The sequence below is a fragment of the Cetobacterium somerae genome (assembly GCF_022430525.1).
GTDB lineage: Bacteria > Fusobacteriota > Fusobacteriia > Fusobacteriales > Fusobacteriaceae > Cetobacterium_A.
The window spans coordinates 537,534-563,818 of record NZ_CP092519.1 but is presented as its reverse complement, the minus strand read 5'-3'; the positions used below and the strand labels follow the sequence as shown (position 1 = coordinate 563,818).

Below are 26,285 nucleotides of genomic sequence, written 5' to 3'. Positions count from 1 at the left end.
ACCGCCCTCCTAGTTTAAAATACGTTTCAATTCATTTAACTTTAAAAAGGCATCAAGTGGTGTCATTTTGTCCAGTTCAGCCTCTCTTAAAAGACGTAATACTATTTTTTCTTCATTTTCTAACTGTATAATATTTTCTTCTTCTTTTTTTATAGGTTCCTCTTTTGTTTCAGGCTCAAATTCTCCAAACAATATTAATTGTTCTTTTTTTACTTTTCTTTCTATTATCATTTTTCTATTTTCTAAAACTCTTAGCATCTCTTTTGCTCTATCCAGAATTTCTCTTGGTAATCCCGCTAATCTTGCAACTTCTATTCCATAAGATTTATCAGCCCCACCTTTTACAATTTCTCTTAAAAATAGAATCTCCTTTTCATCCTCTTTAACTTCAATTCTGAAATTTGTAGATTTATTTAGTTTTGATTCTAGTTGAGTTAATTCGTGGTAATGTGTTGCAAAAATTGTTTTAGCTTGAATATTATCATGAATATATTCTGTTATTGCTGTTGCAATTGAGATTCCGTCAAATGTTGATGTTCCTCTTCCTATCTCATCTAATATAATAAATGAATTTTTAGTAGAGCTATTAACTATATTCGCAACCTCACTCATCTCTAGCATAAATGTTGATTGTCCAGTAACTAAATCATCACTAGCTCCAATTCTTGTAAAAATTTTATCTACAATTCCTATTTTAGCATATTCTGCGGGAACATAACAACCCATATGTGCCATAATTAAAATTAATGCCACTTGCTTCATATATGTAGATTTTCCTGACATATTTGGCCCTGTTAAAATTATTAAGTTTTTATCATTATTTAAAACGATACTATTTTTAACAAAATTTTCTCTTCCTACTAATTGTTCTACAATAGGATGTCTTCCACCGATTATTTCTATATCTCCCTCTGTTGTTATCTCAGGTTTTATATAACTATTTTTTGTAGCTATATGTGCAAAATTTGTTACAACATCCAAATACGACAATTTATATGCTAATTCATGAAGTATACTTCTAAAGTTTTTTATTTTCTCAGAAATCTCTTTAAAAAGATGATATTCTAAATTCTCTATTTTATCTTTAGCATTTAGAACTTTTTCTTCATAAATTTTTAAATCTTCAACAATATATCTTTCTGCATTAGCTAAAGTTTGTTTTCTTATATAATCACTAGGAACTAGATGGATATTAGCTTTAGTTACTTCTATAAAATATCCAAATACTTTATTATATTTTATTTTTAAACCTTTTATTCCTGTTCTTTCTCTTTCTCTATTCTCAATCTCTAAAATTGTATCTTTTCCATTATTTGATATATTATGTAGTTCATCTAACTCAGCGTTATACCCATCTTTTATCATTCCACCTTCTCTAATAGAAAATGGAACCTCATCTTTTATACTGCTTTCTATTAAATTATAAATTTCGACTAATTCATCTAAAGCTATCTCAAAAATAGGATTACCCTTTAAAATCTTATATATCTCTAAGCTATTTAATATTGATTTTTTTAAAGCTACTAAATCTCTAGCGTTTTCATTTCCTAAAACTAGTTTTCCAATTATTCTTTCTATATCATATATATCTTTTAGCTTTTCTCTTACTTCTTCTCTTAAAAGAACTCCTTTATAAAAAAACTCAATGTCTTTCTGTCTTTCAAGAATTATCTCTTTTGAAGTTGAAGGATTTTTTAAAAAATGCTTTAATAATCTACTACCCATAGAACTTCTACAGCTGTCTAAAATCCATTGTAAAGTCCCTAGAACACCATTTTCTCTATTTGATGCTACAACATCTAAATTTCTTTGTGTAGTAAGATTCAATTCCATTATATTTTCGCTTCCTGTATAAATTATCTTATCTACAGGAATTTCATTTCCTTTTTGCAGCTCTAATACATATTCTAAAACCATTGCAGCAGCCTCAACAGCTCCATCCTTATTATTCAAACCAAAACTATCTAAAGAGATAACTTTAAAATATTTTTTTAAAAACTCTTCACTTTTTTTTACTTTTAAATATGAACTAATATTTATTTTATTTAATTGAGCAAATTGTTTTAATTCCTTTTCTAAATCTGTATATGAATTTTCATCTATTAAAACTTCTCTAGGAGATATTTTATTTATCTCTCCTAGTATTTTATACACATAATCTTCTGTTTTCTTTTTCTCACTAGCTACAAATTCTCCAGTTGTTATATCTATATATGTTAGTCCTATCGTTTCTTTTTTTACAACAATTCCCATCAAATAATTGTTACTTTTTTCATCTAAATATTCAGTATCTATTATTGTTCCAGGAGTTATTACTCTTACAACCTCTCTTTTTACAATTCCTTTAGTTGCTTTTGGATCCTCTACTTGTTCACATATTGCTACTTTGTATCCTTTAGCTACAAGCTTACCTATATATCCAGCCGAAGAGTGATAGGGTATTCCCGCCAATGGAACTTCTATTCCCTTTTCTTTATTTCTACTTGTTAATGTTAATCCAAGTTCTCTAGAAGCTATAACTGCATCTTCAAAAAACATCTCATAAAAATCCCCTAACCTAAAAAATAGGATATTATCTTGATTTTCTTTTTTTATCTCTTTATATTGACTCATTAATGGTGTATCTACTGACAAAAAATCACGTCCCTTTATTTTAAATTTTCCTTAGCTTTTTCTAATAGTGCTATTAATTCGTCATAGCTTTCTATCTGATTTATCGCTCCCTTTAATGCCGCTCCATTTCTTATTCCTTTTAAATACCAACAAAGGTGTTTTCTAAGCTCAAATAAAAACTTTTTATTTGGATTATCTAATTTCCCTTGAAGCGCATGTCTGATTGCCATATCTAATCTCATCTCTGGAGTAACTTCTGTTATAACTTCTCCTGTTTCAAACTTTTCTCTAATCTGCTGTATTAACCATGGATTTCCACATATTCCTCTAGCTAACATTATTCCATCAACCCCAGAATGCTTAACTCTTTCATAAGCATCTTCAGCTGTAAATATATCTCCATTTCCAATTACCTCTATGTTAACACTTTCTTTCACTTCTTTTATAAGGTCCCAGTTTGCAGTTCCACTGTACATCTGCTCTCTTGTTCTCCCATGAATTGTAATATGTTTACATCCAGCTTCTTCAGCTATTTTACCTACTAATTTATGTTGCTTTAACCCTTTATAACCTACTCTAGTTTTTAAAGACAAATCTACATCTTCAGGTATAGCTTCTCTTATTTCACATAAAATTCTTTTTATTTGATCAGGATCCTCTAATAAGGCTGCTCCATATCCATTTTTTATAATCTTATTCACTGGACATCCTGCATTTACATCTATATGCTTTACACCTAATTTTTCTGTTATATACTTTGCACTATAAACCATCTTCTCTACATCTTTACCAAAGATTTGAACAGCTTCACCATCTCTTATTCTTAAAATCTGATTTAAAGTTTTTTCATTTTCCATCTCTAACGCATTTATACTAACCATCTCTGTAAACATCAAATCTGGTTTATAATCGTCTAAAATTCCTCTAAATGTATAGTCTGTAACTCCTGCTAAAGGAGCAATATATATCTTCATTTTACCTCCAAAATTACACTTTGCTATCTAAAAATTTTACCATATTTTCAAGAGTTTTTCAATGTCAAATGCCTTATCAAATAACTCATTATTCCATAATTTTACTGTATTAAAATTATACCATAAAATTTAAAATACCCCAAAAATTGGGGTATTTTTAATCTTTCATTATATCTAATGTTGCTTTTCCATTTAATGTTAAATCTGCAAAAATTGGTTCTTTTCCATATTTTAATTTATAATATGCTGCTTCAGCTATCATTGCTGCATTATCAGTACAATAAGTCATAGATGGATAATTAACTTTTATTCCTATTTTATTTGCTCTTTGAACTAACTCACTTCTTAATAACGAATTAGCTGCAACTCCACCCGCTATTACAATTTGTTTAACCCCTTTATCTTGAGCAGCTTTTAAGGTTTTCTTACAAAGTATATCTACCACTTTCTCTTGAAATGAAGCTGATAAATCTTCAGGTTTAAATTCTTCTCCCTTCATTTTAGCTTTATTCACAGCATTTATAACTGATGTTTTAATTCCTGAAAAACTAAAATTATATCCATCAACTTTAGGTTCTGGTATTTTTAAAGCATCCTTGTTTCCTTTATAATAAAGCTTATCTACTATAGGCCCTCCCGGATATCCTATTCCCATAACTCTTGCTACTTTATCATAACTTTCACCAACTGCATCATCTAAAGTTGCTCCTAAATTGATAAAATTATGTTTTTCATCTATATATACTATATTTGTATGTCCACCAGAAACCACTAAAGCTATACACGGTAGTTCAATATCATGTTCAATAAAATTTCCATAAATATGTGCCTTTATATGATGAACAGGAATTAAAGGTATATCATGTCCATAGGCTAATCCTTTAGCAAATGAAATTCCTACTAACAATGCACCTATTAATCCAGGAGCATATGTTACAGCTATATAATCTATATCATCCATAGTTATTTTAGCTTCTTCTAAACTTTCTTCTAAAATTGTAGCTATATTTTTAATATGATGTCTTGAAGCTATTTCAGGAACAACTCCTCCATATTCTTTATGTATATCTATTTGAGAAGAAATATTATTAGATAAAACTTCTTTCCCATCTTTTAAAACAGCTATCGATGTTTCATCGCAAGATGTTTCTATTCCTAATATAATCATTGATTTCTCCTTTTATACTTTTCTTTAATTATATCATATTTTTTATTAAAATATATAAAAAACTACCTTAGAACTTTTGTGTTCTAAGGTAGCCAAAACTTTACTATTTAACTGATAAACCTCTACTTTTAAATATATTTTTTGCATTTTCGAATCTCTCAGCTGAAAGCTGTTCAACTCCTTTTAAAGGATAATCAATTCCAATCTTTTGCCATTTATATTCACCCAAAGAGTGATATGGTAAAACTTCTACTTTTTCAAGATTATCAAAACCTTTTAAGTAGTCAGCTAATTTTTCTAACAATTCATCATTATCAGTGATTCCAGGTACTACAACATGTCTTACCCACATTGGTTTCCCAATTTCCTTTAAATAATTTGCAAACTGAAGCGTTGGTTCTAATTCAACACCAGTTAACTCTTTATATTGTACTGGATCAATTGACTTTATGTCTAGTAAAACAAGATCTGCGTACTCCAAAGCTTCTTTAACTTTATCATTAAATAAATATCCTGAAGTATCAATTGCTGTATGTATTCCTTCTTGTTTACAAAGTCTCAATAGCTCCTTTACATATTCAGGTTGAGTTAACGGATCACCACCTGTCACCGTTACTCCTCCTGTTTTAATAAAGTTTTTATATCTACAGATCTCTAAGAAAGTTTGTTCAGGAGTCTCCAAGAATTTTGCATCCTCTCTTTTCCAAGTATCACAATTATGACAGTATTTACATCTTAAAGGACAACCTTGAGTAAACACTACGTATCTAATACCTGGTCCATCTACAGTTCCAAAACTCTCGTGTGAGTGAATAAATCCCTTTTTCATTTTCTTAGCACATCCTTTTTTAATTATTACATATTTCCGTTAATTGTTCTTGAAATAACGTCTAATTGTTGCTCTTTTGTTAATCTTACAAAGTTAACTGCATATCCAGATACTCTGATTGTTAATTGAGGGTACTTCTCAGGGTTTGCCATTGCATCCTCTAATAACGCTCTATCAAATACGTTAACATTTAAGTGTTGTCCTCCATCAGCTGTGAAGTATCCATCCATTAATCCTACTAAGTTTTCTACTCTTTCTTCTCTAGATTTTCCTAAAGCTCCTGGAGTTATAGCGAATGTATAAGAAATTCCATCTTCTGCATGGTGGAATGGTAACTTAGCTACTGAAGCAAGCGCTGCTACTGCTCCTCTTGTATCTCTTCCGTTCATTGGGTTAGCTCCTGGAGAGAATGGAGTTCCTGCTGCTCTTCCACAAGGAGTAGTTCCTGTTTTCTTTCCATAAACTACGTTTGAAGTTATAGTTAAGATTGATTGTGTAGCTTTTGAATTTCTGTAAGTCTCATGAGTTCTGATGTAGTTCATGAATTTCTCCATTATTTCAACTGCTAATTTATCTGTATTATCATCGTTGTTTCCGAATGCTACATATTCTCCTTCTCTTACGAAGTCAACAGCGATTCCTCTCTCGTCTCTGATTACTCTTACTTTTGCATCTCTAATAGCTGCTAATGAGTCAGCAACGATTGATAATCCAGCAATTCCTGATGCTTGAGTTCTTAAAACTTCTACATCATGAAGAGCCATTTCAAATGCTTCATAAGAATATTTATCGTGCATGTAGTGGATAACTTTTAGAGCGTTGATATATACTCCTGCTAACCATTTTAACACTAAGTCATATTTTTCCATTACTTCATCAAAATCTAAGTACTCAGAAGTGATTCCTTCGAATTTAGGTGCTACTTGTGCTCCTGACTTCTCATCTCTTCCACCGTTAATAGCATATAATAAAGCTTTTGGTAAGTTTACTCTAGCTCCGAAGAATTGCATTTGCTTTCCTATTTTCATTGGAGAAACACAACATGCGATTCCATAGTCGTCTCCTAATTCAGGTCTCATTAAATCATCATTTTCATATTGGATTGCTGATGTATCTATTGAAACTTTAGCACAGAAACTCTTCCAGTTTGCTGGAGATTTTTGTGACCATAATACTGTTAAGTTTGGCTCTGGAGCTGGTCCTAAGTTGTAAAGAGTATTTAAATATCTGAACGCTGTTTTAGAAACTAATGTTCTTCCATCTACTCCTTCTCCTCCTAAAGCTTCAGTTACCCAAGTTGGATCTCCTGAGAATAAATCATTGTACTCTGGAGTTCTTAAGAATCTGATAATTCTTAATTTTATGATAAATTGGTCGATTAAATCTTGAGCTTCACTCTCAGTAATTAATCCTTTTGCTAAATCTTTTTCAATAAAGATATCTAAGAATGTTGCAGTTCTTCCAACTGACATTGCTGCTCCATCTTGATCTTTTGTAGCTGCTAAGTATGCAAAGTATACCCACTGTACAGCTTCTTTTGCATTTGAAGCTGGCTTAGTAACGTCAAATCCGTAAGATGCACACATTTTAACAAATGCTTTTAATGCGTTAATTTGCTCTGTTATTTCTTCTCTTTTTCTGATAATTTCTTCAGTTAATTCTGGAGCTTCAGCTTTCTTTAATTCAAATTTTCTCTCTTCGATTAATCTGTCTACTCCGTATAAAGCTACTCTTCTGTAGTCTCCAATTATTCTTCCTCTTCCATAAGCATCTGGTAATCCAGTTACGATTCCTGATTTTCTTACAGCTTTCATATCATCTGTATATGCTGAGAAAACTCCTTCGTTGTGAGTTTTTCTATATTTTGTAAAAATCTCTTTTGTTATTGGATCAATTTCATATCCATATGCATTTAAAGAGTTTTCAACCATTCTTAATCCACCTTTTGGATAGATTCCTCTCTTTAATGGTGCATCTGTTTGTAGTCCTACGATTGACTCGTTTTCTTTTGAAATGTATCCAGGTCCATAAGTAGTTATTGATTGAGGAGTTCTAGTTTCTGCATCATAAACACCTCTTGCAATCTCTTCTTTGAACATTTCTGTTAACTTTGACCAAACAGCTTTTGTATTTTCAGTAGCTCCTACTAAGAATGATTCATCCCCAGTGTATGGTGTGTAGTTGTTCTGAATGAAATCTCTAACATTGATTTCCTTCTTCCATAAGTTTCCTTTGAAATCTGACCAGTAAGATTGTAAGTTTTCCATCTTTTTCCTCCTGAGTGGATTATAAATAATATATATTCCAATTATATTTTTTGTTCAAGCCCTGTTAAGCTCAACTTAATTTTCAAGGAGATTATAGCACAAATAATAATTAGTGTCAAACTTTTCCAAAGTTTTTAACGATTAATTTTATACTTATTTAGTGGTTATTTTTTAATTATTTTTGTATTTCATCTCTTTAACTACCATTTCTCGAACAATCTCACTAATGTTTTTGCTATTTTCCTGGTTCATTTTTCTCAAATCTATCGGTTTTCCTACAGTTAATCTAACTTTTTTATTTGGCTTCATTAAAATACTTTTTCTATTTTGAACAAAAAAAGTTCCATCTATTGTTAACGGTAAAATAATTCCATTAGTTTCTGTAGCTAATTTAAAACTTCCTTTTTTAAAGTTTCCAATTTCTCCTGTTAAAGTTCTTTCACCTTCTGGAAAAATTACAGTTGGATACCCTTGTTTAACTATATCAACTGCTTTTCTTATACTTTTTATACCTTCTCTCGGATTAGATCTATCCAAAAATATACATTTACTCATTTTCATCCACATAGAATAAAATGGCCAATTCTCCATCTCTTTTTTTGCTACAAATCCTACAGGTATACTTAAAGCTGTAACTATTACTGGTATATCTAAATTACTTGAATGATTTGCTACTACTACAATTCCATCTTCTAACTTCATTTTTTTATAAGCTATTTCATCTAAATAAACAACCTCTAAATCTATTTTAGCTGCCTTTACTATTCTTTCCGAAAGTTTTTTTAGTTCTTTCCTTGCTTCAAACGGAGCTTTATCACTAGACATTTTTTTTATTTTATTAGCTTTAAATAGTGTTAAATATATAAAATTAAGTAGCGCTACTAATGTAACTTTAAATAATGTTAACATTCTTCCTCCCTTTTTTTAGTTATAACTCTTTTTATGTCACTGTATGAAAACCCTTTTCGCATAAGAGAGGCTATTTTTTTATGTTCCTCTTTCATTCCTAGTTTATCCCATGCCTTAGATAATTCCTCTAACTCATCATCCTCTTCATAAAAACTTAACGCCTCCTGTATAACTTCAGAAGTTATTCCTTTTAATTTTAAATCATATGCTATTTTTTTCTTACCATATTTTTTGCTTTTTGCATACGTTATTGCAAACTCTTTATCATTAATATAACCAGCTTCTTCTAATCTTTTTACCACTTTTACTATTGGAGGTTTTTCCCAATACTTTTGCAATAATTTGTTATATATCTCTTTTTTTGTATAGTCCCTTTTAGCTAAATAGTAATATGAAGTAGAGAGAGCAGCCAACTCTAACACTTGTAAGTATTCCTCGCGAGATAGCTCCTCTCTCCTTTTCAAATCATATTTATTTACTATTTCATTATTTAGACCTATGCTCAATCCATTTTCGAAGATAAACTTATTCTTCTGTAATCTCTTCAGCTTCAACTTCTTCTCCTTCTGATGCATGAAGTACTATTGTATTTTTTTCTAGAAGTTGGTTTATTTTTTCTTCAATTGCTGCTAATAACTCTGGCTCAGTTTCTAATCTAGCTTTTACATTTTCTTTACCTTGACCTAATCTAATATCACCAAAGCTGAACCATGCTCCTGATTTTGCAACTATATCATTATCTAAAGCCATATCTAAAATCTCTCCTACTCTAGATATTCCTTTTCCATACATAATTTGGAACTTAGCTTCTTTAAACGGAGGAGCTACTTTATTTTTTGTAACTTTCACTACTGTTTCGTTACCTATAGCTTCTTCACCTTGTTTTACACTACCTACCCTTTTAACTTCCATTCTTACCGAAGAATAGAATTTAAGAGCTTTTCCACCTGTTGTAGTTGTTTGAGGTCCAAAACTAAATCCACCAATTTTATCTCTAACTTGGTTTATAAAAATCATTGTTGTTTTTGATTTATTTATAGAACCAGTTAATTTTCTTAAAGCTTTCGACATTAATCTAGCTTGAAGTCCCATTTGCTGATCTGACATTTCTCCATCAATCTCTGCCTTTGGAACTAATGCTGCCACAGAGTCAACAACTATAACATCAATTGCTCCTGATCTAACTAGCATATCAGCAATTTCTAATGCTTGCTCTCCAAAGTCTGGTTGTGAAATTAATAATTCTTCTACATCTACACCTAAAGCTTTTGCATATACTGGATCTAAAGCATGTTCAGCATCTATAAATGCAGCTACTCCTCCCATTTTTTGTGCTTGAGCTACTATATGTAATGCTATTGTAGTTTTACCTGAACTCTCTGCACCATACACTTCTATAATTCTTCCTCTAGGAACTCCTCCTAAACCAAGAGCTAAATCTAAATTTATACTTCCTGTTGGAATAACTTCAATATTCATACCTTGGTTTTCTCCAAGTTTCATTATTGATCCTTCTCCAAAATCTTTTCTTATCTGTTTTAACGCTGTTTCTAAAGCCTTTGACTTATCTGTTGTTGTATCTACTGATTTTTTTGCCATTTCTATTACCTCCCATTTTTTTCTATTACTTCCATTACCATTCCTGCATTTAATTTTTTCATACAATTAAAATGTTTCTGTGGGCATACTTTATCTCCATGTAAACTACAAGGCGAACAAGGTTCATTTAAATAAATTAATACATTTTTTTCATCATATTCAAACATACCTGGGCTAGTTGGACCAAATATAACAAAAGTTGGGCATTTTACCCCTCTTGCTATATGAAATGGTCCAGAATCATTTGTAACTAAAAACCTAGCTTTAGAAAGTAGTGCTCCACTCTCTTTTAAAGTTAATTTTCCAGCTAAATTTATAGCAAACCCATCTGCAAGATTTTTAATCTCCTCACACATTTCATATTCATTACTTGACCCTATTATAATTGGTTTCTTCCCATATTTATTATAAAGTAGTTTTGACAATTGTGCAAATCCTTCTTTAGTCCATTTTTTAGTTTCCTTTGAAGCTCCTGGGGCTATCATCGGAACATTGTCATATTCTATACAAAGTGTTTCTAATTTTTCTAAATCTTTTTTTTCAAAACTAAAAGTTAAATCTTCACCATTATACTCTAATCCCAAAACTTTAAAAGCACCAAAATAATTTTTAATAATTGTATCATCCACTTTATATTTTATTGCCTTAGTTTTAACTAAAATACTTTTTAATAAACTTCTTTTTTTATATGTATATGTTTTACTTCCAATTGTATTACTTATAACTTTTGATCTCACTTTAGCATGCAAATCAAATACATAATCATAATTATTTAATTTTAATTTTTTTCCAAATGTTATCATATTTTTTAAACCATCGTGCTTTTTTTTGTTAAATAAAATTAAATTATCTATATAAGGACATCCTGATATTGCATCTCTAAAATTTTCCATAACTAAAAAATCTATAATTATATCTGGATACTTTTTTTTCAATTCTTTTAAAACAGGAGTAGTCAATATTACATCTCCTATAGAACTAAGTCTTATTATTAAAACTCTCAATTTATCTTTCCTTTCCTCGAATTGCTTTTTTCACTCTTCCAATCCAATGCAGGTAACTATTTAAACTTTTTGCGAATTTATAACTTAGAGTATTTTTATCATAAATATCAATCTCTTTATGACAACTTTCTTCTAAATATATAAATTCATATGCCTCCCCTGCTTTTCCATATTTATTTTTCATTAATTTTGCATCTATTAAATAAATTTCATTATTTTCCACTATAAAATTACTCAATTGGGAATCCCCATGTAAATAACCTCTAGCATGTATTTTTCTCAATTCTTTTTCCACTAATTTTAAATTTTTTTGAGTTGCTGGTTTTCCAGATAAATACGAACTCACTAAAAATGAATCAACACATATTCCAAAATTTTTTCTCTCCCAATACATTATAGGAACAGGTCCTTTAAAACCATTCTCTTTTATTCTTAAATAATTTTCATATTCTCGTTTACTTTCACTTCCCCTGATTAGGGAAGTTATTCTTTGCCATATACGATTATTCTTTTCTTTAGGAATTTTATAAACATATTTATTTCCATCAATATCAATTAATGTCACCTTACTTCTGTCATCACTTTTTAAATCTTTAATAACTTTAAATTCTTCTCTTTTAATTTTATTAACTAAATTAAAATCTGCTTCGCTATTACATAATATTTTTTCCATTACACCCTCTTCAAAATTTGTAGAATTTTTTCATAGACTTGTTTTGGCTTTATATCTAACATGCATTTAAAATGACCCTTTGGGCACTTATCTCCTCCATGTATTGCGCATGGTCTACAAGAAAGATTTTCAATTTCTAAAACTTCACTATTTTCACTCCATGGAAAAAATCCAAACTCTTTCACAGTCGGACCAAAAATTGCAAGAATTGAGGTTTTCTTAAAAGCAGACGCTATATGTATTGGTGATGAATCATTTGTTAAAACTACTTTAACTCTTTTTAAAACCTCTGCTAATTCTAACAATGTTGTTTTTCCTCTTAAATCTAAAACATCTTGTTGAATATTTACATTTAAATACAACTCATCTTTACCACCAATAACAATAACTTTCTTACCATTTTCTACTAGTAAATCAATTACTTCGTTAAAATATTCTAAAGGCCACTTTTTTGTAAACCACTTACTTCCGGGAGCTACTGCTATAATCTCTTGATCATTAAAATTATTTTCATTCCAAATCTTATCAACTACATCAATATCTTTTTTATTTGGATACAACTCTATTGGATATTTTTCTCTTGAATTTTCCGGAACCTTTCCCATAAATGATAATAATTTATCTACTTCATGTTTGCTTTTATCATAGTTTATTCTATCAGTGAATAAACAAGATCCACTTGCTATATCATAACCGACTCTCTTTGGAGATCTTGTTAACCAAGCTAAAATAGAACTTCTTAAATATCTATGAGGTGTTAATACCATATTGAAATTTTCATATCTCAATCTTCTACCCAATGCTAATAATCCCTTAATTCCTGAATGATTACCTCTTTTATCATATTCTATTATCTCAGTTACATTTGGATTATTTCTCAAAATAGTTGCCCCAATAGGAGTAGTTACATAAGTAATTTTTGCTTCTGGATATACCTCTTTTATTCTTTTTAATAACGGTGTTGATAAAACAATATCTCCTATAAAAGCTGTATGTATTACTAATATTTTCACGCTTATCTCTCCAATCTATCTATTATTGCCTGAACTATTTTTTCTTTAATTTTTTCATTATACGAATCAAAATCTTTGTGTTTATAATTTTCTTTCGTATTTTCATCTGGTATTATATATGTAACATCTTCATTACCAAAAACGCCCCATCTTATAGAACTTTGTGTTGCTTTTTTAGGATATAACGCTACAATGCTCTTTTGTAATGAACCTGCTATATGAGTTGGTCCTGTTGAACCTCCAAAATAAACTTTAGCTCTATTTATAACTGCTCCTATATTTAAAAGTTCTCCTCCATTTGCAAAAAGGTACACTCTATCTCTTCCTATTTTTTCTAAGAGATCTAACCCTCTATCTTCATCAGAGATATGTGCTGTTACAATTACATCAATATCTTTTTCTCTGTCTATAATTTCTCTTAAAATATCTGCATACTGGTCATCAGTTATATTTTTTGCAGACCCACCCATAAACGGATTTACAACTAACACTTTATCTCCAATACTATTATCTTTGAAAAATTTTTCAGCAGCCTCTAAATTACTTTTATCTAGAAAAATCTGAGTATTTATTTCAAATCTATCTTCAAAAAGTTTCTTATCAAGTTTTTTTATTAAATCTAAATTATATTCTGCTTCATGTTTTATTGATTTAGATCTTTTTTGTAAAACTCCTTTATTAAATATAAAAAAAGATTTTATTTTTGACAATGGTCCTATTTTTATTTTAGCCTTACTTGCTTTTGCTAATTCCATTACAAAATTATCAACATATAATGCTATGAAAACATCTGCATTAAAATATTTTATTTTTTCTAAAAGCTCTTTTTGTCTATATCTATCTATTTGAACAACCCTATTTATATAGGGTAGATTTTTTACTATATTATAGTTATAATTTCTTACTAATAAAGTTATTTCAGCTTCAGGATACATTTTTCTAATCATAAAAAAACTAGGAATTGATAGAATTAAGTCACCTATTTTATCCGTTCTTGCTATTATTATTCTTTTGTAAGTATGAGCCATTCTTATACATCTCCCTTAGTTTAAAATATTTTATCATAGAATACATCGAACTTGTTGATGCTATGACAAATCCTTCAATGCCATCTAAAAAACCTAATCTAAAGATATACATTTTCAAAAATTTGTATATTGGATTTACTACTATATCTAATATACTTACTTTTTTATTTTTTTTATAATAATCCTTTGCACCTTCTGTTGTATATCTATTAAATCTATTGAAATAATCTTCCATAGTTAAATATGAATGATGATATATATTTTCTTTTATTTTAAAAATCTCTTTATTTGCTTTAAACTCTTCATGAACTATATTATCATTAAATTTACCAGAACCTTTTTTAAATAATCTTATTGCATAAGATGTTCCCCATCCTCCATGCTTTATTTCTTTTCCAAAACAAACTGATAATCTATTTATCTTAAAAATCTCTTTTTTATTATTAATATCTGATGTTATTTCTATTATCTTTTTTTTCAACTCTTCTGATATCTCTTCATCGGCATCTATATTTAAAATCCATTCATTTTCACATTTCTCTATAGCTAAATTTCTTTGGGGTCCATAACCTTTCCAAGATTCTATATAAAATTTTGCATCAAATTCTTCGGCTATGTCTTTTGTAGTATCTGTTGATCCACTATCTACAATAACTATTTCATCCGCCAATCCTTTAACTGACTCTAAAGTTTTTCTCAATATTTTTTCTTCATTAAAGGTTATCATTGCAACAGATATCTTCATTTTTTCACCCTTTCTTTTTTTCTACTTACTCTTAATTATACCAAATAATATGCTAATTTACAAAAAAGTTTTGTAATAAAAAAAGAGATAAGGTACTTCTACCTTATCTCTAAATTTCAAAGAATTACTTAGCTTCAGCTGTGAAGTCTAATGATGCAAGTCTTTGATATTGTCTCCATCTTCTTTGAGACTCTGATTTATTTTTAGCAAATAAATCTTTTGCATGCTCTGGTTTAGATTTTGCTAATGTAGCATATCTAACTTCTCCCATTAGATAATCATTGTAATTATCCCAGTTAGGTTCTTTACAATCGATTTGAAGAGGGTTCTTTCCTTCTTTTTCTAATAATGGATTATATCTGAATATTGGCCAGTATCCACACTCTGTAGCTTTTTTCATCTCAAGTTGACTGTTACCCATTCCATTCTTTAATCCATGACTTATACAAGGAGCATAAGCTATGATTAATGATGGTCCTGGATATGCCTCAGCTTCAGCAATTGCTTTTAAGTATTGAGCTTGGTTAGCTCCCATAGATACTTGTGCAACATAGATATGTCCATAAGACATTGCAATAGCAGCTAAATCTTTCTTTTTATTAGGTTTTCCTGCAGCTGCGAATTTTGCTACTGCTCCTGTTTGAGTTGATTTAGATGCTTGTCCTCCTGTATTAGAGTAAATCTCAGTATCCATTACTAAAACATTAACGTCATCTGAAGAAGCTAAAACGTGGTCTAATCCTCCGTAACCGATGTCATAAGCCCATCCATCTCCTCCAAATATCCATTGTGATTTCTTAACAAGATATTGCTTTAACTCTAAAATTTCTGTTGATACTCCACAGTTACATGCTTCTAAAGCTGGAACTAATCTATTTCTGATTTCTTTAGTTTTATTTCCATCTGCTCTATTTTCAATCCATTCAGCAAACATTGCTGCAACTTCTGGAGAAACATTTGCCATGTTTTCTTCCATTATTGTTTGAATTCTATCTCTCATTGTTTCAACAGCTGTTGCCATTCCGTATCCAAACTCTGCGTTATCCTCAAATAATGAGTTACCCCATGATGGTCCTTCTCCACAGCTATTTGTTGTATATGGAGTTGATGGTGCTGATCCTCCATAAATTGAAGAACATCCTGTAGCGTTAGCTATCATCATTCTGTCTCCAAATAATTGAGTTATTGCTTTAATATAAGGAGTTTCTCCACATCCTCCACAAGCTCCGTGGAACTCGAATAATGGTTGTGCAAATTGTGATCCTTTTACTGATGTTTTTGGCATAAACTCATCTTTATATGTTACTTCATTGAATAAGTAATCAGCATTTTCTTGCTCACCTTTTTCAACTTCTTGCCCGATAGGTACCATAACTAAAGCTTTCTCTTTAGCTGGACATACGTTAGCACATAGTCCACATCCTGTACAATCTAATGGAGATACTTGAATCTTATACTCTAATCCTTCTAAACCTTTTCCAATTGGAGTTTTTGTTTTTAACTCATTTGGTGCTCCTGCTTTTTCCTCTGCTGTCATTAAGAATGGTCTTATAACTGCATGTGGACAAACATATGAACATTGGTTACATTGGATACAATTTTCAGATTTCCACTCAGGAACGTTTACTGCAACTCCTCTTTTTTCGAAAGCTGTTGTTCCGTTCTCAAATGTTCCATCTTCATATCCTAAGAATGTAGAAACTGGTAACTCTTCTCCTTTTAAAGCATTTATAGGTTTTGCAATTTTCTCTACAAATGACTCTAATTTAGATGTTGATCCACATCCACATCCTGTACAAGAGCAAACTCCTTTTTCTTCAACAACTTCAGTTGTTAAGTTAGCCCATGAAGGATCAACTGTAATTTGAACTAATTCTCCTGCTCCTTTATCAATAGCTTCATAGTTCATTTTAACAATTGCGTCACCTTTTTTAGCATATGACTTTTCAGCATATTGCTTCATATAAGTTTGTGCATCTTCGAATGGAATAACATCTGCTAATTTAAAGAATGCTGATTGCATTATTGTATTAGTTCTTCCTGCTAATCCAATTTCTGCTGCTAATTTATTAGCATTTATAATGTAGAACTTAGCGTTTTTCTCTGCTAATTGTTTCTTAACTGAGTTTGGTAAATGAGCTACAACTTCATCTTTATCCCATACACAGTTTAATAAGAATGTTCCACCTTGCTTTAATCCACCTATCATATCGTATTGTGTTAAGTAAGCTGGTACTGAACAAGCAACGAAGTTTGGTGAAGATACTAAGTAAGTTGATTTAATTGGATGTTTACCAAATCTTAAGTGAGATCTTGTTGATCCTCCAGATTTCTTTGAGTCATATGCAAAATATCCTTGTGCATATAAGTCTGTTTTATCTCCAATAATTTTAATTGAGTTTTTGTTTGCTCCAACTGTACCATCTGATCCAAGTCCGAAGAATAAGCATTCTCTTACTCCTTCTGCTCCTGTTTCAATGCTTGGTCCAACTTCAAGAGATTTGTAAGTTACGTCATCGTTGATTCCAACTACAAATCCATCTTTCGGCTCAGCTTGCTTTAAGTTATCAAATACAGCTTTCATTTGAGCTGGTGTTGTGTCTTTTGAAGATAATCCATATCTTCCACCTACGATTACTGGAGCGTTTTCCATTCCATAGAATAATCCTCTAACATCCATGTATAAAGGCTCTCCTAATGCTCCAGGCTCTTTTGTTCTGTCTAGTACAGCAATTTTCTTAACTGTCTTAGGGAATACATTGAAGAAGTATTCAGCAGAGAATGGTCTATATAAGTGAACATTGATAAGTCCTACCTTTTCTCCTTTTCCTACTAAATAATCAACTGTTTCTATTAATGTTTCACAAACAGATCCCATAGCAATAACAATATGCTCTGCATCTGGTGCTCCATAATAGTTAAATGGCTTATAATCTCTTCCAGTTACTTTTGAAATTTCTTCCATATAGTTAGCTACAATTGCAGGTACTGCATCGTAGAATTTATTTTGTACTTCTCTAGTTTGGAAGTAGATATCGTCGTTTTGAGCTGTTCCTTTTGTTACTGGGTGCTCTGGGTTTAAAGCTCTTTCTCTGAAAGCTTTAATAGCATCCATATCTACTAATCTCTTGAATACATCAAAATCCATTACTTCAACTTTTTGAATTTCGTGTGAAGTTCTAAATCCATCAAATATATTCATGAAAGGAACTCTTGATTTAATAGCTGCTAAGTGTGCAACTCCTGATAAATCCATTACTTCTTGTACTGAGCTCTCAAATAACATAGCAAATCCAGTTTGTCTAGCTGCATAAACGTCTTGGTGATCACCAAATATTGATAACGCTTGTGCTGCTAACGCTCTTGCTGATACGTGGATAACTCCTGGTAAAAGTTCTCCAGCTATTTTATACATATTAGGCACTTTTAATAGTAATCCTTGTGATGCTGTATATGTTGTAGTTAAAGCTCCTGCCTGTAAAGATCCGTGAACTGTTCCAGCTGCTCCTGCCTCTGATTGCATTTCAACAACTTTTACTGGAACTCCAAACATATTTTTCATTCCTCTTGATGCCCACTCGTCAGTGTACTCAGCCATTGGCGATGATGGAGTTATTGGATAAATACCTGCTACTTCTGTAAAAGCATATGATGCATATGCTGCAGCTTGGTTACCATCCATAGTTTGCATTTTTTTAGCCATTTGAATTGTCCTCCCTTTTTTAATTGACTCTAAAGTTAACTCTATTTTACGAGTATTCTTATTAATTGTCAATTAAAGTTCTCGATTTTTTTAAGAAATTTTTAAACTAATTCAACCAAATATAATTTTTTACTGACTAATATGTTTATTTATTAAACAACTTTCAACACTTATTACTTTGTAGCATTTACAATTTCGTAAGTATCTCTAGCTATTACTAACTCTTCATTTGTAGGTATTTTGAATGCTTTTACCTTAGATGTTTCTTTAGTTAAAAGAACATTTCCTTTTTGTCTCTTAGAGTTAACTTCTTTATCTAATTCAACTCCGATAAACTCTAATCCTCTTAAAACGTCTTCTCTAACTTTTCCAGAATTCTCTCCAATTCCTCCTGTGAAGCAAATTGCGTCTACTCCACCCATTTGAGCTGCATAGTTTCCAACATATCCTCTTATCTTGTAAGCAAACATATTCTCAGCTAATAATGCTCTTTCATTTCCTGCTGCTGCTGCGATTTCCATATCTCTACAGTCTGAAGACTCTCCAAATACTCCTAAGATTCCAGATTGCTTATTCATTCTGTCGTCCATTTCTTTATCTGATAATCCTCTTTTATTTTTTATGAATAAAACTGCTGCTGGATCGATATCTCCACATCTAGTTCCCATCATAATTCCTTGTAATGGAGTTAATCCCATAGTTGTATCAATACATTTACCATTTTTAACTGCAGATATTGATCCACCGTTTCCTAAGTGACAAACGATTATTTTTGATTCAGCTGGATTTCCTAATAATTCTTGAGCTACTCCTGAAACAAATTTATGAGATGTTCCGTGGAATCCATATTTTCTAACTTTTAATTCTGTATAATCCTCATATGGTAATGCATACATGTATGCTTCTTTTGGCATTGTTTGGTGGAATGATGTATCAAATACTCCAACATTTGGCTTTCCTGGCATTAATTCTTGCATTGTTCTAATTCCTAATAAGTTTGCAGGGTTATGTAATGGTGCTAACTCTGAACACTCTTCCATAGCTGCCATAACTTCTGGAGTTACTAATACTGATGAAGCGAATTTCTCTCCACCGTGTACTACTCTGTGACCTATTGCATCAATCTCTTCTACTGATTTTATTACTCCATACTCTGGATTTGTAATAGCATTTATTACTAACTCTAAAGCTTCCTTATGAGTTGGCATATCTTGCTTTATTTCGATTTCAAAATCGTTAGCTGGAGTTTCATACTCCATTTTTGATCCTTCGATTCCTATTCTTTCACAAAGTCCAATTGCAAAAAGCTCTCCCGATTCAGGATTTAATAATTGGTACTTTAGAGATGAACTACCACAGTTAATAACTAAAACTTTCATTAAATTTACCACCTTAATTTTATTTTTTTATTTTAATATATTTAATTCGTAAGGAGTTAAAACTCCTTACGGATTTTTACCTTAATTTAAATCGTCATCTATTACTTTCCAGCTTGTACTGATGTTATTGCAGTTAAATCTATGATATCTTTAACTGAACATCCTCTTGATAAATCGTTTATCGGAGCTGCTAACCCTTGAATTAATGGACCATATGCCTCTGCATTAGCTAGTCTTTGAACTAATTTATATCCGATATTTCCTGCTGCTAAATTAGGGAATATTAATACATTAGCATGCCCAGCTACTTTTGAATTTGGAGCTTTTTTAACTCCTACTGATGCTACTAAAGCAGCATCTGCTTGTAATTCCTCTTCAAACGCGAAATCAGCATTTCTTTCTCTTAAAATTTCTCCAGCTCTTTTTACAACGTCTACTGAATCATGCTTTGCTGATCCTTTTGTAGAGAATGACATAAGTGCAACTTTTGGATCTAATCCAGCTACTGTAGATGCTGTTACTGCTGCTTCTGATGCAATATCAGCTAATTGCTCTGATGTAGGTTCTGGAATTACAGCACAGTCTCCAAATACTAAGATTTCTCCATAAGTCTCTACATTATGCTTTAACTCCATTAAAAATACTGATGATACTGTTTTTACTCCTGGCTTTGTTCCAACAACTTGTAATCCAGCTCTTAAAACATTTGCTGTAGGTGAGTCTGATCCTGAAACCATCCCTGCTACATCTCCCATTTTAACCATCATAGCACCAAAGAAGTTAACATCAGTTGTTAATAATCTTTCTGCTTCTTCTGGAGTCATTCCTTTTTTTGCTCTTAACTCACAAAGTTTCTCAACATATGAAGCTAATTTATCAGTAGTTTTGGGATCAATAATTTCAACACCATCTAAAGATACTCCTAAATTTGTAGCAAATGTTTTTATTGTTTCTACATTTCCTATTAATACTGGAGTTCCTAACTTCTCCTCAACTACTCCTGCAGCTGCTCTGATTACTCTCTCATCAGTAGCCTCAGGAAGAACTATTTTGTTTCCTAAAGTTTTTGCTTTTTCTTTAATTTGAACTATAATGCTCACTTTAAGTCCTCCTTGATTTTTATTAAATAAATTGCACATTTTTAACTATACTGTAATAGTGCTCATAATTTTCAACTATATATTAACAAATTTTATATATATTTACAACAGAAATTCTATTTTTTTTAATATATTAATCAAAAATTGCTTGTATATACTCTTTACTATTAAACTCTCTTAAATCTTCTATTCCCTCTCCTACTCCTATATATTTTATAGGTTTTTTAAGCTCTTCAGAGATACTAAATAGTATTCCACCCTTGGCCGTTCCATCTAATTTAGTAACAATAAATCCTGTTAATTTTGTCACTTCGTTAAATACTCTTGCTTGAATCAGTCCATTTTGTCCTGTAGTTCCATCTAAAACTAAAATTGACTCGTAAGGTTGGTCTCCTATTTTTTTCTTTATAATATTATTTATTTTTTCTAATTCCTTCATCAGATTATTTTTATTATGTAATCTTCCTGCTGTATCAATAATTACAACATCAGCATTTTTGTCTTCTCCAGCCTTTAAGGTATCAAAGACAACTGCTCCTGGATCTGCTCCTTCTGGATGCTTTACAATTTCTGCTCCTGCTCTTTTTACCCACTCTTCTAATTGCTCAACTGCAGCTGCTCTAAATGTATCAGCTGCACCTATTACAACTTTTTTACCATCTTTTACCAGCTTAGCCGCAATTTTTCCAATAGTTGTTGTTTTTCCAACACCATTTACTCCCACTATTAGAATCACATTCATTCTTCCAGGTTGAATATCTAATTTAGTATTTTCTGTAATTAAATATCCCTCTAATACATCTTTTAAGACTGGATATACATCCTCTGGCTTTTTAACTCCTCTAGCTTTTACTTCTGCTTTTAAATCCTTTACTATTTTTAAAGTCATTTCAATACCAATATCTGATTGTACTAATGTATCTTCTAATTCTTCATACATTTCTCCATCTACTATTGATTTTCCCGTAAAAATATTTTTCAAAGTGCCAAATAAACCTTCTCTTGATTTAAATAACTTTTCTTTTAAAGATGTGAAGAAGCTTCTCTTTTCAACTTTTGGTTTTTCTATGTACACTATCTCATCTTTTATTTCTTCGTTTTCTATTGTTGACTCTTCGTTTTTTTCATCATCAATTGCTTTTTCTACTGCTTCATCTATTCTTTCTTCTTCATCTATTTTTTCTTCTTTTAACTCTTCAAGTGATTCAATTTCTTCCTCTATCACTTCGTGTTCTAACTTTTCTTCTTTTTCTTCAACTTTATCCTCTTTTTTTCTACCGAAAAGTTTATTAAAAAATCCCATTATAGTCCTCCAAATTATTTAGAAATTATATGTCTTACCGCCAGTATCCCCATTACTGCAGCTATATTTAGTCCACTTCCGTATCCCGAGCTGTCTCCTGCTGCGTATAATCCTTTTATATTCGTTTCCATATTAGCATCTATTTTTATTCTTGTACTTCTAAATTTTATCTCAGGGAAATATAGCAATAAGTCACTTGATGCAAACCCTGGAGTTATTTTGTCATGAACTTCTATAAACTCTATAATATTATCCAAGATTCTTTTTGGACATGCTAGCGCTATATCCCCAGCTACATAATCTTCTGTTGTTGGAATTATATTTAATCTAGCTATAGACTCATCTGTTGATCTTCTTCCTACTTTTAAATCTCCGTAAGATTGCATTAATATCTTACCACCAGTTAGCATTGACGACATCTTCGCTATAGCAGTTGCATATTCAAATGGTTGCTTAAATGGTTGTGTAAATGTCTTTGTACATAATAAAGCTAAGTTTGTATTTTGAGATTTCTTATCTTTATATGCATGACCATTTGCTAGTACTACATCGTCACTATGTTTTTCTGCAGCTATAAATCCACTTGGATTTGAACAGAAAGTTCTCATTTTATCTCTATATTTTGTTGTATGATAAATCATCTTTGCTTCATAGAAATTTTCGTTAATATCCTTCATTACTAAATCAGGTATCTCTACTCTTACACCTAGATCAACTGCACCTGTCTCATATGATACTCCTGACTCTTCACACATCTCCATCAGTTTTTTTGCACCACTTCTTCCAAGTCCAATTACAACATTTTTTGCAAAGTAATTTTCAACTTCATCTTTTTTATTTTTTACAGTTACTCCTTTTATTTCACCATTCTCTATTATTAATCCTTCAGCAGACCTTTCAGTTATAAACTCTACACCTTTTTCTAATAAAGAATTTACTAATTTTGTATATAGTTCTCTTGATCCATCTGTTCCCAAGTGCATTGTTGGCGTATCTACTAACTGTACATTATTTTCAATACATCTTTTCTTTAAATCTAACATAACTTGATTATACTCTAAACCAGATGGTTTTTCATCAAATCCAAAATCTTTATATATATCTGCTACATATTGAATAGTTTCATTTACAATTACTTTTCCAGTTAAAACATGAACATCTCCACCAACTCTATAATCCATATTAAATTTAGAGTCAGAGAAAGCTCCAGCTCCTGAAACTCCATAAATTATTGCACAAGTTGGACACTTTACACATGTTCCTAGCTTTTCTTTTGGACAAACTCTTTGTGTTAACATTCTACCTTTGTCTAAAACTAAAATCTTTAAATCCTTATTCTTTTTAATAGCTTCGTAAGCTCCAAAAACCCCAGCTTGTCCTCCACCTAAAAATATAATATCGTACATTTATTTTCCTCCATTCATGTTCTACTGTCTAATCCAGTTTACTTTTTCTATATAAATATCCTCAGGTAAATTAGGATGAATCTCTCCTGTTCTTTGAGAATAATTATAATTCCAACCGCCATTTTTACTTGTATTTTCAAAATTCTGTACATCATAAACTTCATTTGATGCAATTATTGAATTACTACCGTATGTTTTAGCTAAAGTTTTTCTTCCATAAATATCTGCAAAAGATATCTTTTGTCCTTTTTCATTCACATAATCCAAAAGATGTAAGTTCATATTTACCCCTGGTTTTGTTAATTCAGGATAATTCCCTGTTAATTGATAGTATTTTTCTAAAGCTATTCTAAGTTCTTTTGTACTTCTTACCGTTTCATCAATTTTATATGTTCCTGTTAGATCATCAATTCCTCTCATAGCAAGATAGATAAATAAAATTGTTACCGCTATATTTATAATCCAATTTAGAGTAGTTATTCTTCCGTCTTTTTCCATCCCCTAGAACCTCATCTTCTATCTTTTTGGTTTTATAAAAGCTTCTCTTATTAATATTTCTCCACCTTTTGGTGATATTATTTCTACTTTTAAAGGCCCTCTTTTTACAGATAACCATCCCAAACCTTTAAAAACTAATTCTTCTCCTGTTTCTACTGTGTATACTTCTACATCTTTTTCTAAAGAGTTAAATTCGTCTCTACAATTTTCACATGGCGGTGTTAAAAAGTCTGCTTTTTGCATTAACTCTTTCGCTTTCTCTATATTTGTCTCATGAAACGTTACATCTTTAGATGCATATAGTGAGAATATTGGTTTTAACTCGTCGTCATTTAATACTCTCATTTGTATCATTCCACCAATTAATATAACTCTATCCTCTTGAACCTTATATGTTTTTCTTGATATCTCATTAGCTGGAATTATATTTTGATTGCACTCTTGACAAACAAAGTCAGAAAATCTTCCACTAGGAATTAAACCCGGTGTATCAATTAATGTTATTTTTGAAAATGGAATTTCTGTTTTAACACTTTTTAGAGTTGTTCCTGGAAATTTTGATACAGTTACTCTCTTAGCACCTATAAGTTTGTTTATAATACTTGATTTCCCAACATTCGTTACTCCTAAAACTAAAGCTTTTGCTCCATTTGGATAAAAATGTTTAATTTTCTTAAATATTCCATTTATTCCATATCCATTTTTAGAACTTACTATAGCTACATCTAACGGAGCAATTCCTTCTTCTCCCAATCTTCCCTTAACCCAATCTGCAACTTCTGATGGATGTTTATCATCAGGTATTAAATCTAATTTATTTATTACAACAATTGATTCCATTTCTCTTAAAATATCAAGAATCTCATCATCAAATGATCCTTCAAAATCAATAATATCAAATACAGGTATTGCTACATCTGCCTCTGCTAAACTTTTTTTAACTTCTTGTCTATAATCCTCTTTTGTCATTTTTATAGGAATATACTGTCCATAATTTTTTATTTTAAAACATCTTTGACAAAGTAACTCTTTGCTATCTCCTTCTAAAACTGACTTTGGCAAATATCCATTAGAATTTGGATTTTCTCCTTGAAGTTCAATTCCACATCCTATACATTTTTTTGTCATAAACTCTCCTTCAATCTATAATTAATATTTTTTCTATTATTTTATTACTATCTCTTTAGACAGTTCTTTTCTTCTTTTTTTCTCTAAAGCTTCTAAATATATTTTTGTTGAATCTAAATTTGAATGTCCTAGTAATTTTTGTAATTGTAATAAACTCATTCCATTTTCTAACATATGAACAGCAAATGTATGTCGAAAACTATGAGGACTTATCTCTTTTATTATTCCAGCTTTAATACCATATCTATCTATAAGTCTTCTTAAAGATCGATCAGTTAATCTTCCACCAGATCCATTAACAAAAAGTATTTCTTTATTATATTTAGCTCCTAACTTTTCTTTCTTAGCAGCTATATATCTTTTAAAAAAATTTTTTGTTCTTTCACTAAAAAATACAGTTCTATATTTTTTAAAACTTGTTACAATAACTTCTCTCTCTTCTAAATTAAAAACATCTTCCCCTAGTCCTAAAAGTTCTTGAGATGTTATTCCACTCGAATAAAGAAGCTCTACAATTAGTCTATCTCTTAAACTATGATAATTTTTTAACTCTATAGCTTTTCTAAAGCTACTTATTTCTCCTAACTCAAGAACTTCAGGAATTCCTCTATCATAACTTGGTGCCACTATTAATTGAGCTGGATTGCTTTTTATTTTTCCAGTATCTTTTAAATACTTAAAAAATGATTTTATAGATGAAATTTTTCTATTCAAAGACCTTTTTCCTATATCACAACTTTGAAGTTCCACTAAAAATTCTCTAAAATTGAATCCATCTATATCAGAAATTTTTTTTAAATCATCACATTTCATAATATATTCATTAAATCTATACAAATCTATTCTTAATGATTTTATTGTATTTAAACTCTTTCCTTTTGCGAACTCACAATGATATAAAAACTCTTTTATATCCCCTAATAAATTAAGAGTGTCCATCTCAAAC

At 30.6% G+C, this 26,285-nt stretch carries 21 protein-coding genes; all 21 read right to left on the bottom strand.

All coding sequences use genetic code 11. The annotated features are described in order from the left end of the window. Positions 1-9: 9 nt before the first annotated feature. The 21 genes from mutS to MKD34_RS02385 all read right to left on the bottom strand — a co-directional run bounded on the left by mutS (position 10) and on the right by MKD34_RS02385 (position 26,278). Positions 10-2,634: a DNA mismatch repair protein MutS gene (mutS, locus tag MKD34_RS02485; protein ID WP_240219583.1), complete on the bottom strand. Its 2,625-nt coding sequence runs from the start codon at positions 2,632-2,634 to the stop codon at positions 10-12. A gap of 14 nt (positions 2,635-2,648) precedes the next feature. Continuing rightward, entirely contained in the window at positions 2,649-3,587 is a 939-nt protein-coding gene (gene dusB, locus MKD34_RS02480) for a tRNA dihydrouridine synthase DusB (protein WP_240219582.1), read from the bottom strand. A gap of 157 nt (positions 3,588-3,744) precedes the next feature. Next, positions 3,745-4,755, bottom strand: coding sequence for a tRNA (adenosine(37)-N6)-threonylcarbamoyltransferase complex transferase subunit TsaD (tsaD, locus tag MKD34_RS02475; RefSeq protein ID WP_240219581.1), 1,011 nt, complete (start codon positions 4,753-4,755; stop codon positions 3,745-3,747). A gap of 103 nt (positions 4,756-4,858) precedes the next feature. Further along, a complete protein-coding gene (gene pflA, locus MKD34_RS02470) occupies positions 4,859-5,584 on the bottom strand; it encodes a pyruvate formate-lyase-activating protein (RefSeq protein WP_240219580.1) in 726 nt (241 codons plus the stop codon). 26 nt (positions 5,585-5,610) lie between these two features. Beyond that, positions 5,611-7,851: a formate C-acetyltransferase gene (pflB, locus tag MKD34_RS02465; protein ID WP_240219579.1), complete on the bottom strand. Its 2,241-nt coding sequence runs from the start codon at positions 7,849-7,851 to the stop codon at positions 5,611-5,613. A 171-nt stretch (positions 7,852-8,022) separates the two neighbouring features. Next, positions 8,023-8,760: a lysophospholipid acyltransferase family protein gene (locus MKD34_RS02460; RefSeq protein ID WP_240219578.1), complete on the bottom strand. Its 738-nt coding sequence runs from the start codon at positions 8,758-8,760 to the stop codon at positions 8,023-8,025. Beyond that, positions 8,754-9,314 carry a regulatory protein RecX gene (locus MKD34_RS02455; RefSeq protein ID WP_240219577.1) on the bottom strand — a complete coding sequence of 187 codons (561 nt, stop codon included), beginning with the start codon at positions 9,312-9,314 and terminating at the stop codon, positions 8,754-8,756. Before MKD34_RS02455 ends, MKD34_RS02460 begins: the two co-directional genes overlap by 7 nt. Continuing rightward, on the bottom strand, positions 9,286-10,359 hold the full coding sequence (gene recA / locus MKD34_RS02450; RefSeq protein ID WP_240219576.1) for a recombinase RecA: 1,074 nt from the start codon (positions 10,357-10,359) through the stop codon (positions 9,286-9,288). The genes MKD34_RS02455 and recA overlap by 29 nt, the downstream gene beginning before the upstream one ends. Positions 10,360-10,364: 5 nt before the next feature. Then, positions 10,365-11,363 carry a glycosyltransferase family 9 protein gene (locus MKD34_RS02445; protein WP_240219575.1) on the bottom strand — a complete coding sequence of 333 codons (999 nt, stop codon included), beginning with the start codon at positions 11,361-11,363 and terminating at the stop codon, positions 10,365-10,367. A 1-nt stretch (position 11,364) separates the two neighbouring features. Then, positions 11,365-12,036 (bottom strand): lipopolysaccharide core heptose(II) kinase RfaY, encoded by a 672-nt coding sequence (locus MKD34_RS02440; protein WP_240219574.1) that lies wholly within the window; start codon positions 12,034-12,036, stop codon positions 11,365-11,367. Next, positions 12,036-13,049, bottom strand: a complete 1,014-nt coding sequence (waaF, locus tag MKD34_RS02435) for a lipopolysaccharide heptosyltransferase II (RefSeq protein WP_240219573.1) — start codon at positions 13,047-13,049, stop codon at positions 12,036-12,038. Before waaF ends, MKD34_RS02440 begins: the two co-directional genes overlap by 1 nt. Before the next feature lie 2 nt (positions 13,050-13,051). Continuing rightward, positions 13,052-14,077 (bottom strand): glycosyltransferase family 9 protein, encoded by a 1,026-nt coding sequence (locus tag MKD34_RS02430; protein ID WP_240219572.1) that lies wholly within the window; start codon positions 14,075-14,077, stop codon positions 13,052-13,054. Then, complete coding sequence (locus MKD34_RS02425) at positions 14,034-14,822, bottom strand: glycosyltransferase family 2 protein (protein WP_240219571.1); 789 nt, start codon at positions 14,820-14,822, stop codon at positions 14,034-14,036. The genes MKD34_RS02430 and MKD34_RS02425 overlap by 44 nt, the downstream gene beginning before the upstream one ends. A gap of 124 nt (positions 14,823-14,946) precedes the next feature. Further along, positions 14,947-18,525: a pyruvate:ferredoxin (flavodoxin) oxidoreductase gene (nifJ, locus tag MKD34_RS02420; RefSeq protein WP_240219570.1), complete on the bottom strand. Its 3,579-nt coding sequence runs from the start codon at positions 18,523-18,525 to the stop codon at positions 14,947-14,949. A 173-nt stretch (positions 18,526-18,698) separates the two neighbouring features. Continuing rightward, entirely contained in the window at positions 18,699-19,904 is a 1,206-nt protein-coding gene (locus MKD34_RS02415; protein WP_023050978.1) for an acetate/propionate family kinase, read from the bottom strand. Between the two features lie 101 nt (positions 19,905-20,005). Beyond that, the gene (gene pta / locus MKD34_RS02410; protein ID WP_240219569.1) at positions 20,006-21,004 is read right to left on the bottom strand and encodes a phosphate acetyltransferase; all 999 of its coding nucleotides are present in this window, start codon (positions 21,002-21,004) and stop codon (positions 20,006-20,008) included. A gap of 133 nt (positions 21,005-21,137) precedes the next feature. Next, complete coding sequence (gene ftsY, locus MKD34_RS02405; protein ID WP_240219568.1) at positions 21,138-22,307, bottom strand: signal recognition particle-docking protein FtsY; 1,170 nt, start codon at positions 22,305-22,307, stop codon at positions 21,138-21,140. A gap of 14 nt (positions 22,308-22,321) precedes the next feature. Beyond that, a complete protein-coding gene (locus MKD34_RS02400) occupies positions 22,322-23,713 on the bottom strand; it encodes an NAD(P)/FAD-dependent oxidoreductase (protein WP_040407391.1) in 1,392 nt (463 codons plus the stop codon). A 21-nt stretch (positions 23,714-23,734) separates the two neighbouring features. Further along, the gene (locus tag MKD34_RS02395) at positions 23,735-24,211 is read right to left on the bottom strand and encodes a hypothetical protein (protein ID WP_240219567.1); all 477 of its coding nucleotides are present in this window, start codon (positions 24,209-24,211) and stop codon (positions 23,735-23,737) included. 18 nt (positions 24,212-24,229) lie between these two features. Further along, complete coding sequence (gene yqeH / locus MKD34_RS02390; protein WP_240219566.1) at positions 24,230-25,339, bottom strand: ribosome biogenesis GTPase YqeH; 1,110 nt, start codon at positions 25,337-25,339, stop codon at positions 24,230-24,232. A gap of 36 nt (positions 25,340-25,375) precedes the next feature. Continuing rightward, positions 25,376-26,278, bottom strand: a complete 903-nt coding sequence (locus tag MKD34_RS02385) for a tyrosine-type recombinase/integrase (protein WP_240219565.1) — start codon at positions 26,276-26,278, stop codon at positions 25,376-25,378. Positions 26,279-26,285 lie beyond the last annotated feature (7 nt).

Bases quoted from the DNA above. Each gene is read 5' to 3' on its own strand.
- MKD34_RS02395 (WP_240219567.1), bottom strand. From the start codon at position 24,211: ATGGAAAAAGACGGAAGAATAACTACTCTAAATTGGATTATAAATATA.
- ftsY (WP_240219568.1), bottom strand. From the start codon at position 22,307: ATGGGATTTTTTAATAAACTTTTCGGTAGAAAAAAAGAGGATAAAGTT.
- MKD34_RS02460 (WP_240219578.1), bottom strand. From the start codon at position 8,760: ATGTTAACATTATTTAAAGTTACATTAGTAGCGCTACTTAATTTTATA.
- MKD34_RS02440 (WP_240219574.1), bottom strand. From the start codon at position 12,036: ATGGAAAAAATATTATGTAATAGCGAAGCAGATTTTAATTTAGTTAAT.
- pflA (WP_240219580.1), bottom strand. From the start codon at position 5,584: ATGAAAAAGGGATTTATTCACTCACACGAGAGTTTTGGAACTGTAGAT.
- MKD34_RS02415 (WP_023050978.1), bottom strand. From the start codon at position 19,904: ATGAAAGTTTTAGTTATTAACTGTGGTAGTTCATCTCTAAAGTACCAA.
- pflB (WP_240219579.1), bottom strand. From the start codon at position 7,851: ATGGAAAACTTACAATCTTACTGGTCAGATTTCAAAGGAAACTTATGG.
- MKD34_RS02425 (WP_240219571.1), bottom strand. From the start codon at position 14,822: ATGAAGATATCTGTTGCAATGATAACCTTTAATGAAGAAAAAATATTG.
- MKD34_RS02430 (WP_240219572.1), bottom strand. From the start codon at position 14,077: ATGGCTCATACTTACAAAAGAATAATAATAGCAAGAACGGATAAAATA.
- MKD34_RS02385 (WP_240219565.1), bottom strand. From the start codon at position 26,278: ATGGACACTCTTAATTTATTAGGGGATATAAAAGAGTTTTTATATCAT.
- MKD34_RS02400 (WP_040407391.1), bottom strand. From the start codon at position 23,713: ATGTACGATATTATATTTTTAGGTGGAGGACAAGCTGGGGTTTTTGGA.
- nifJ (WP_240219570.1), bottom strand. From the start codon at position 18,525: ATGGCTAAAAAAATGCAAACTATGGATGGTAACCAAGCTGCAGCATAT.
- recA (WP_240219576.1), bottom strand. From the start codon at position 10,359: ATGGCAAAAAAATCAGTAGATACAACAACAGATAAGTCAAAGGCTTTA.
- dusB (WP_240219582.1), bottom strand. From the start codon at position 3,587: ATGAAGATATATATTGCTCCTTTAGCAGGAGTTACAGACTATACATTT.
- yqeH (WP_240219566.1), bottom strand. From the start codon at position 25,339: ATGACAAAAAAATGTATAGGATGTGGAATTGAACTTCAAGGAGAAAAT.
- tsaD (WP_240219581.1), bottom strand. From the start codon at position 4,755: ATGATTATATTAGGAATAGAAACATCTTGCGATGAAACATCGATAGCT.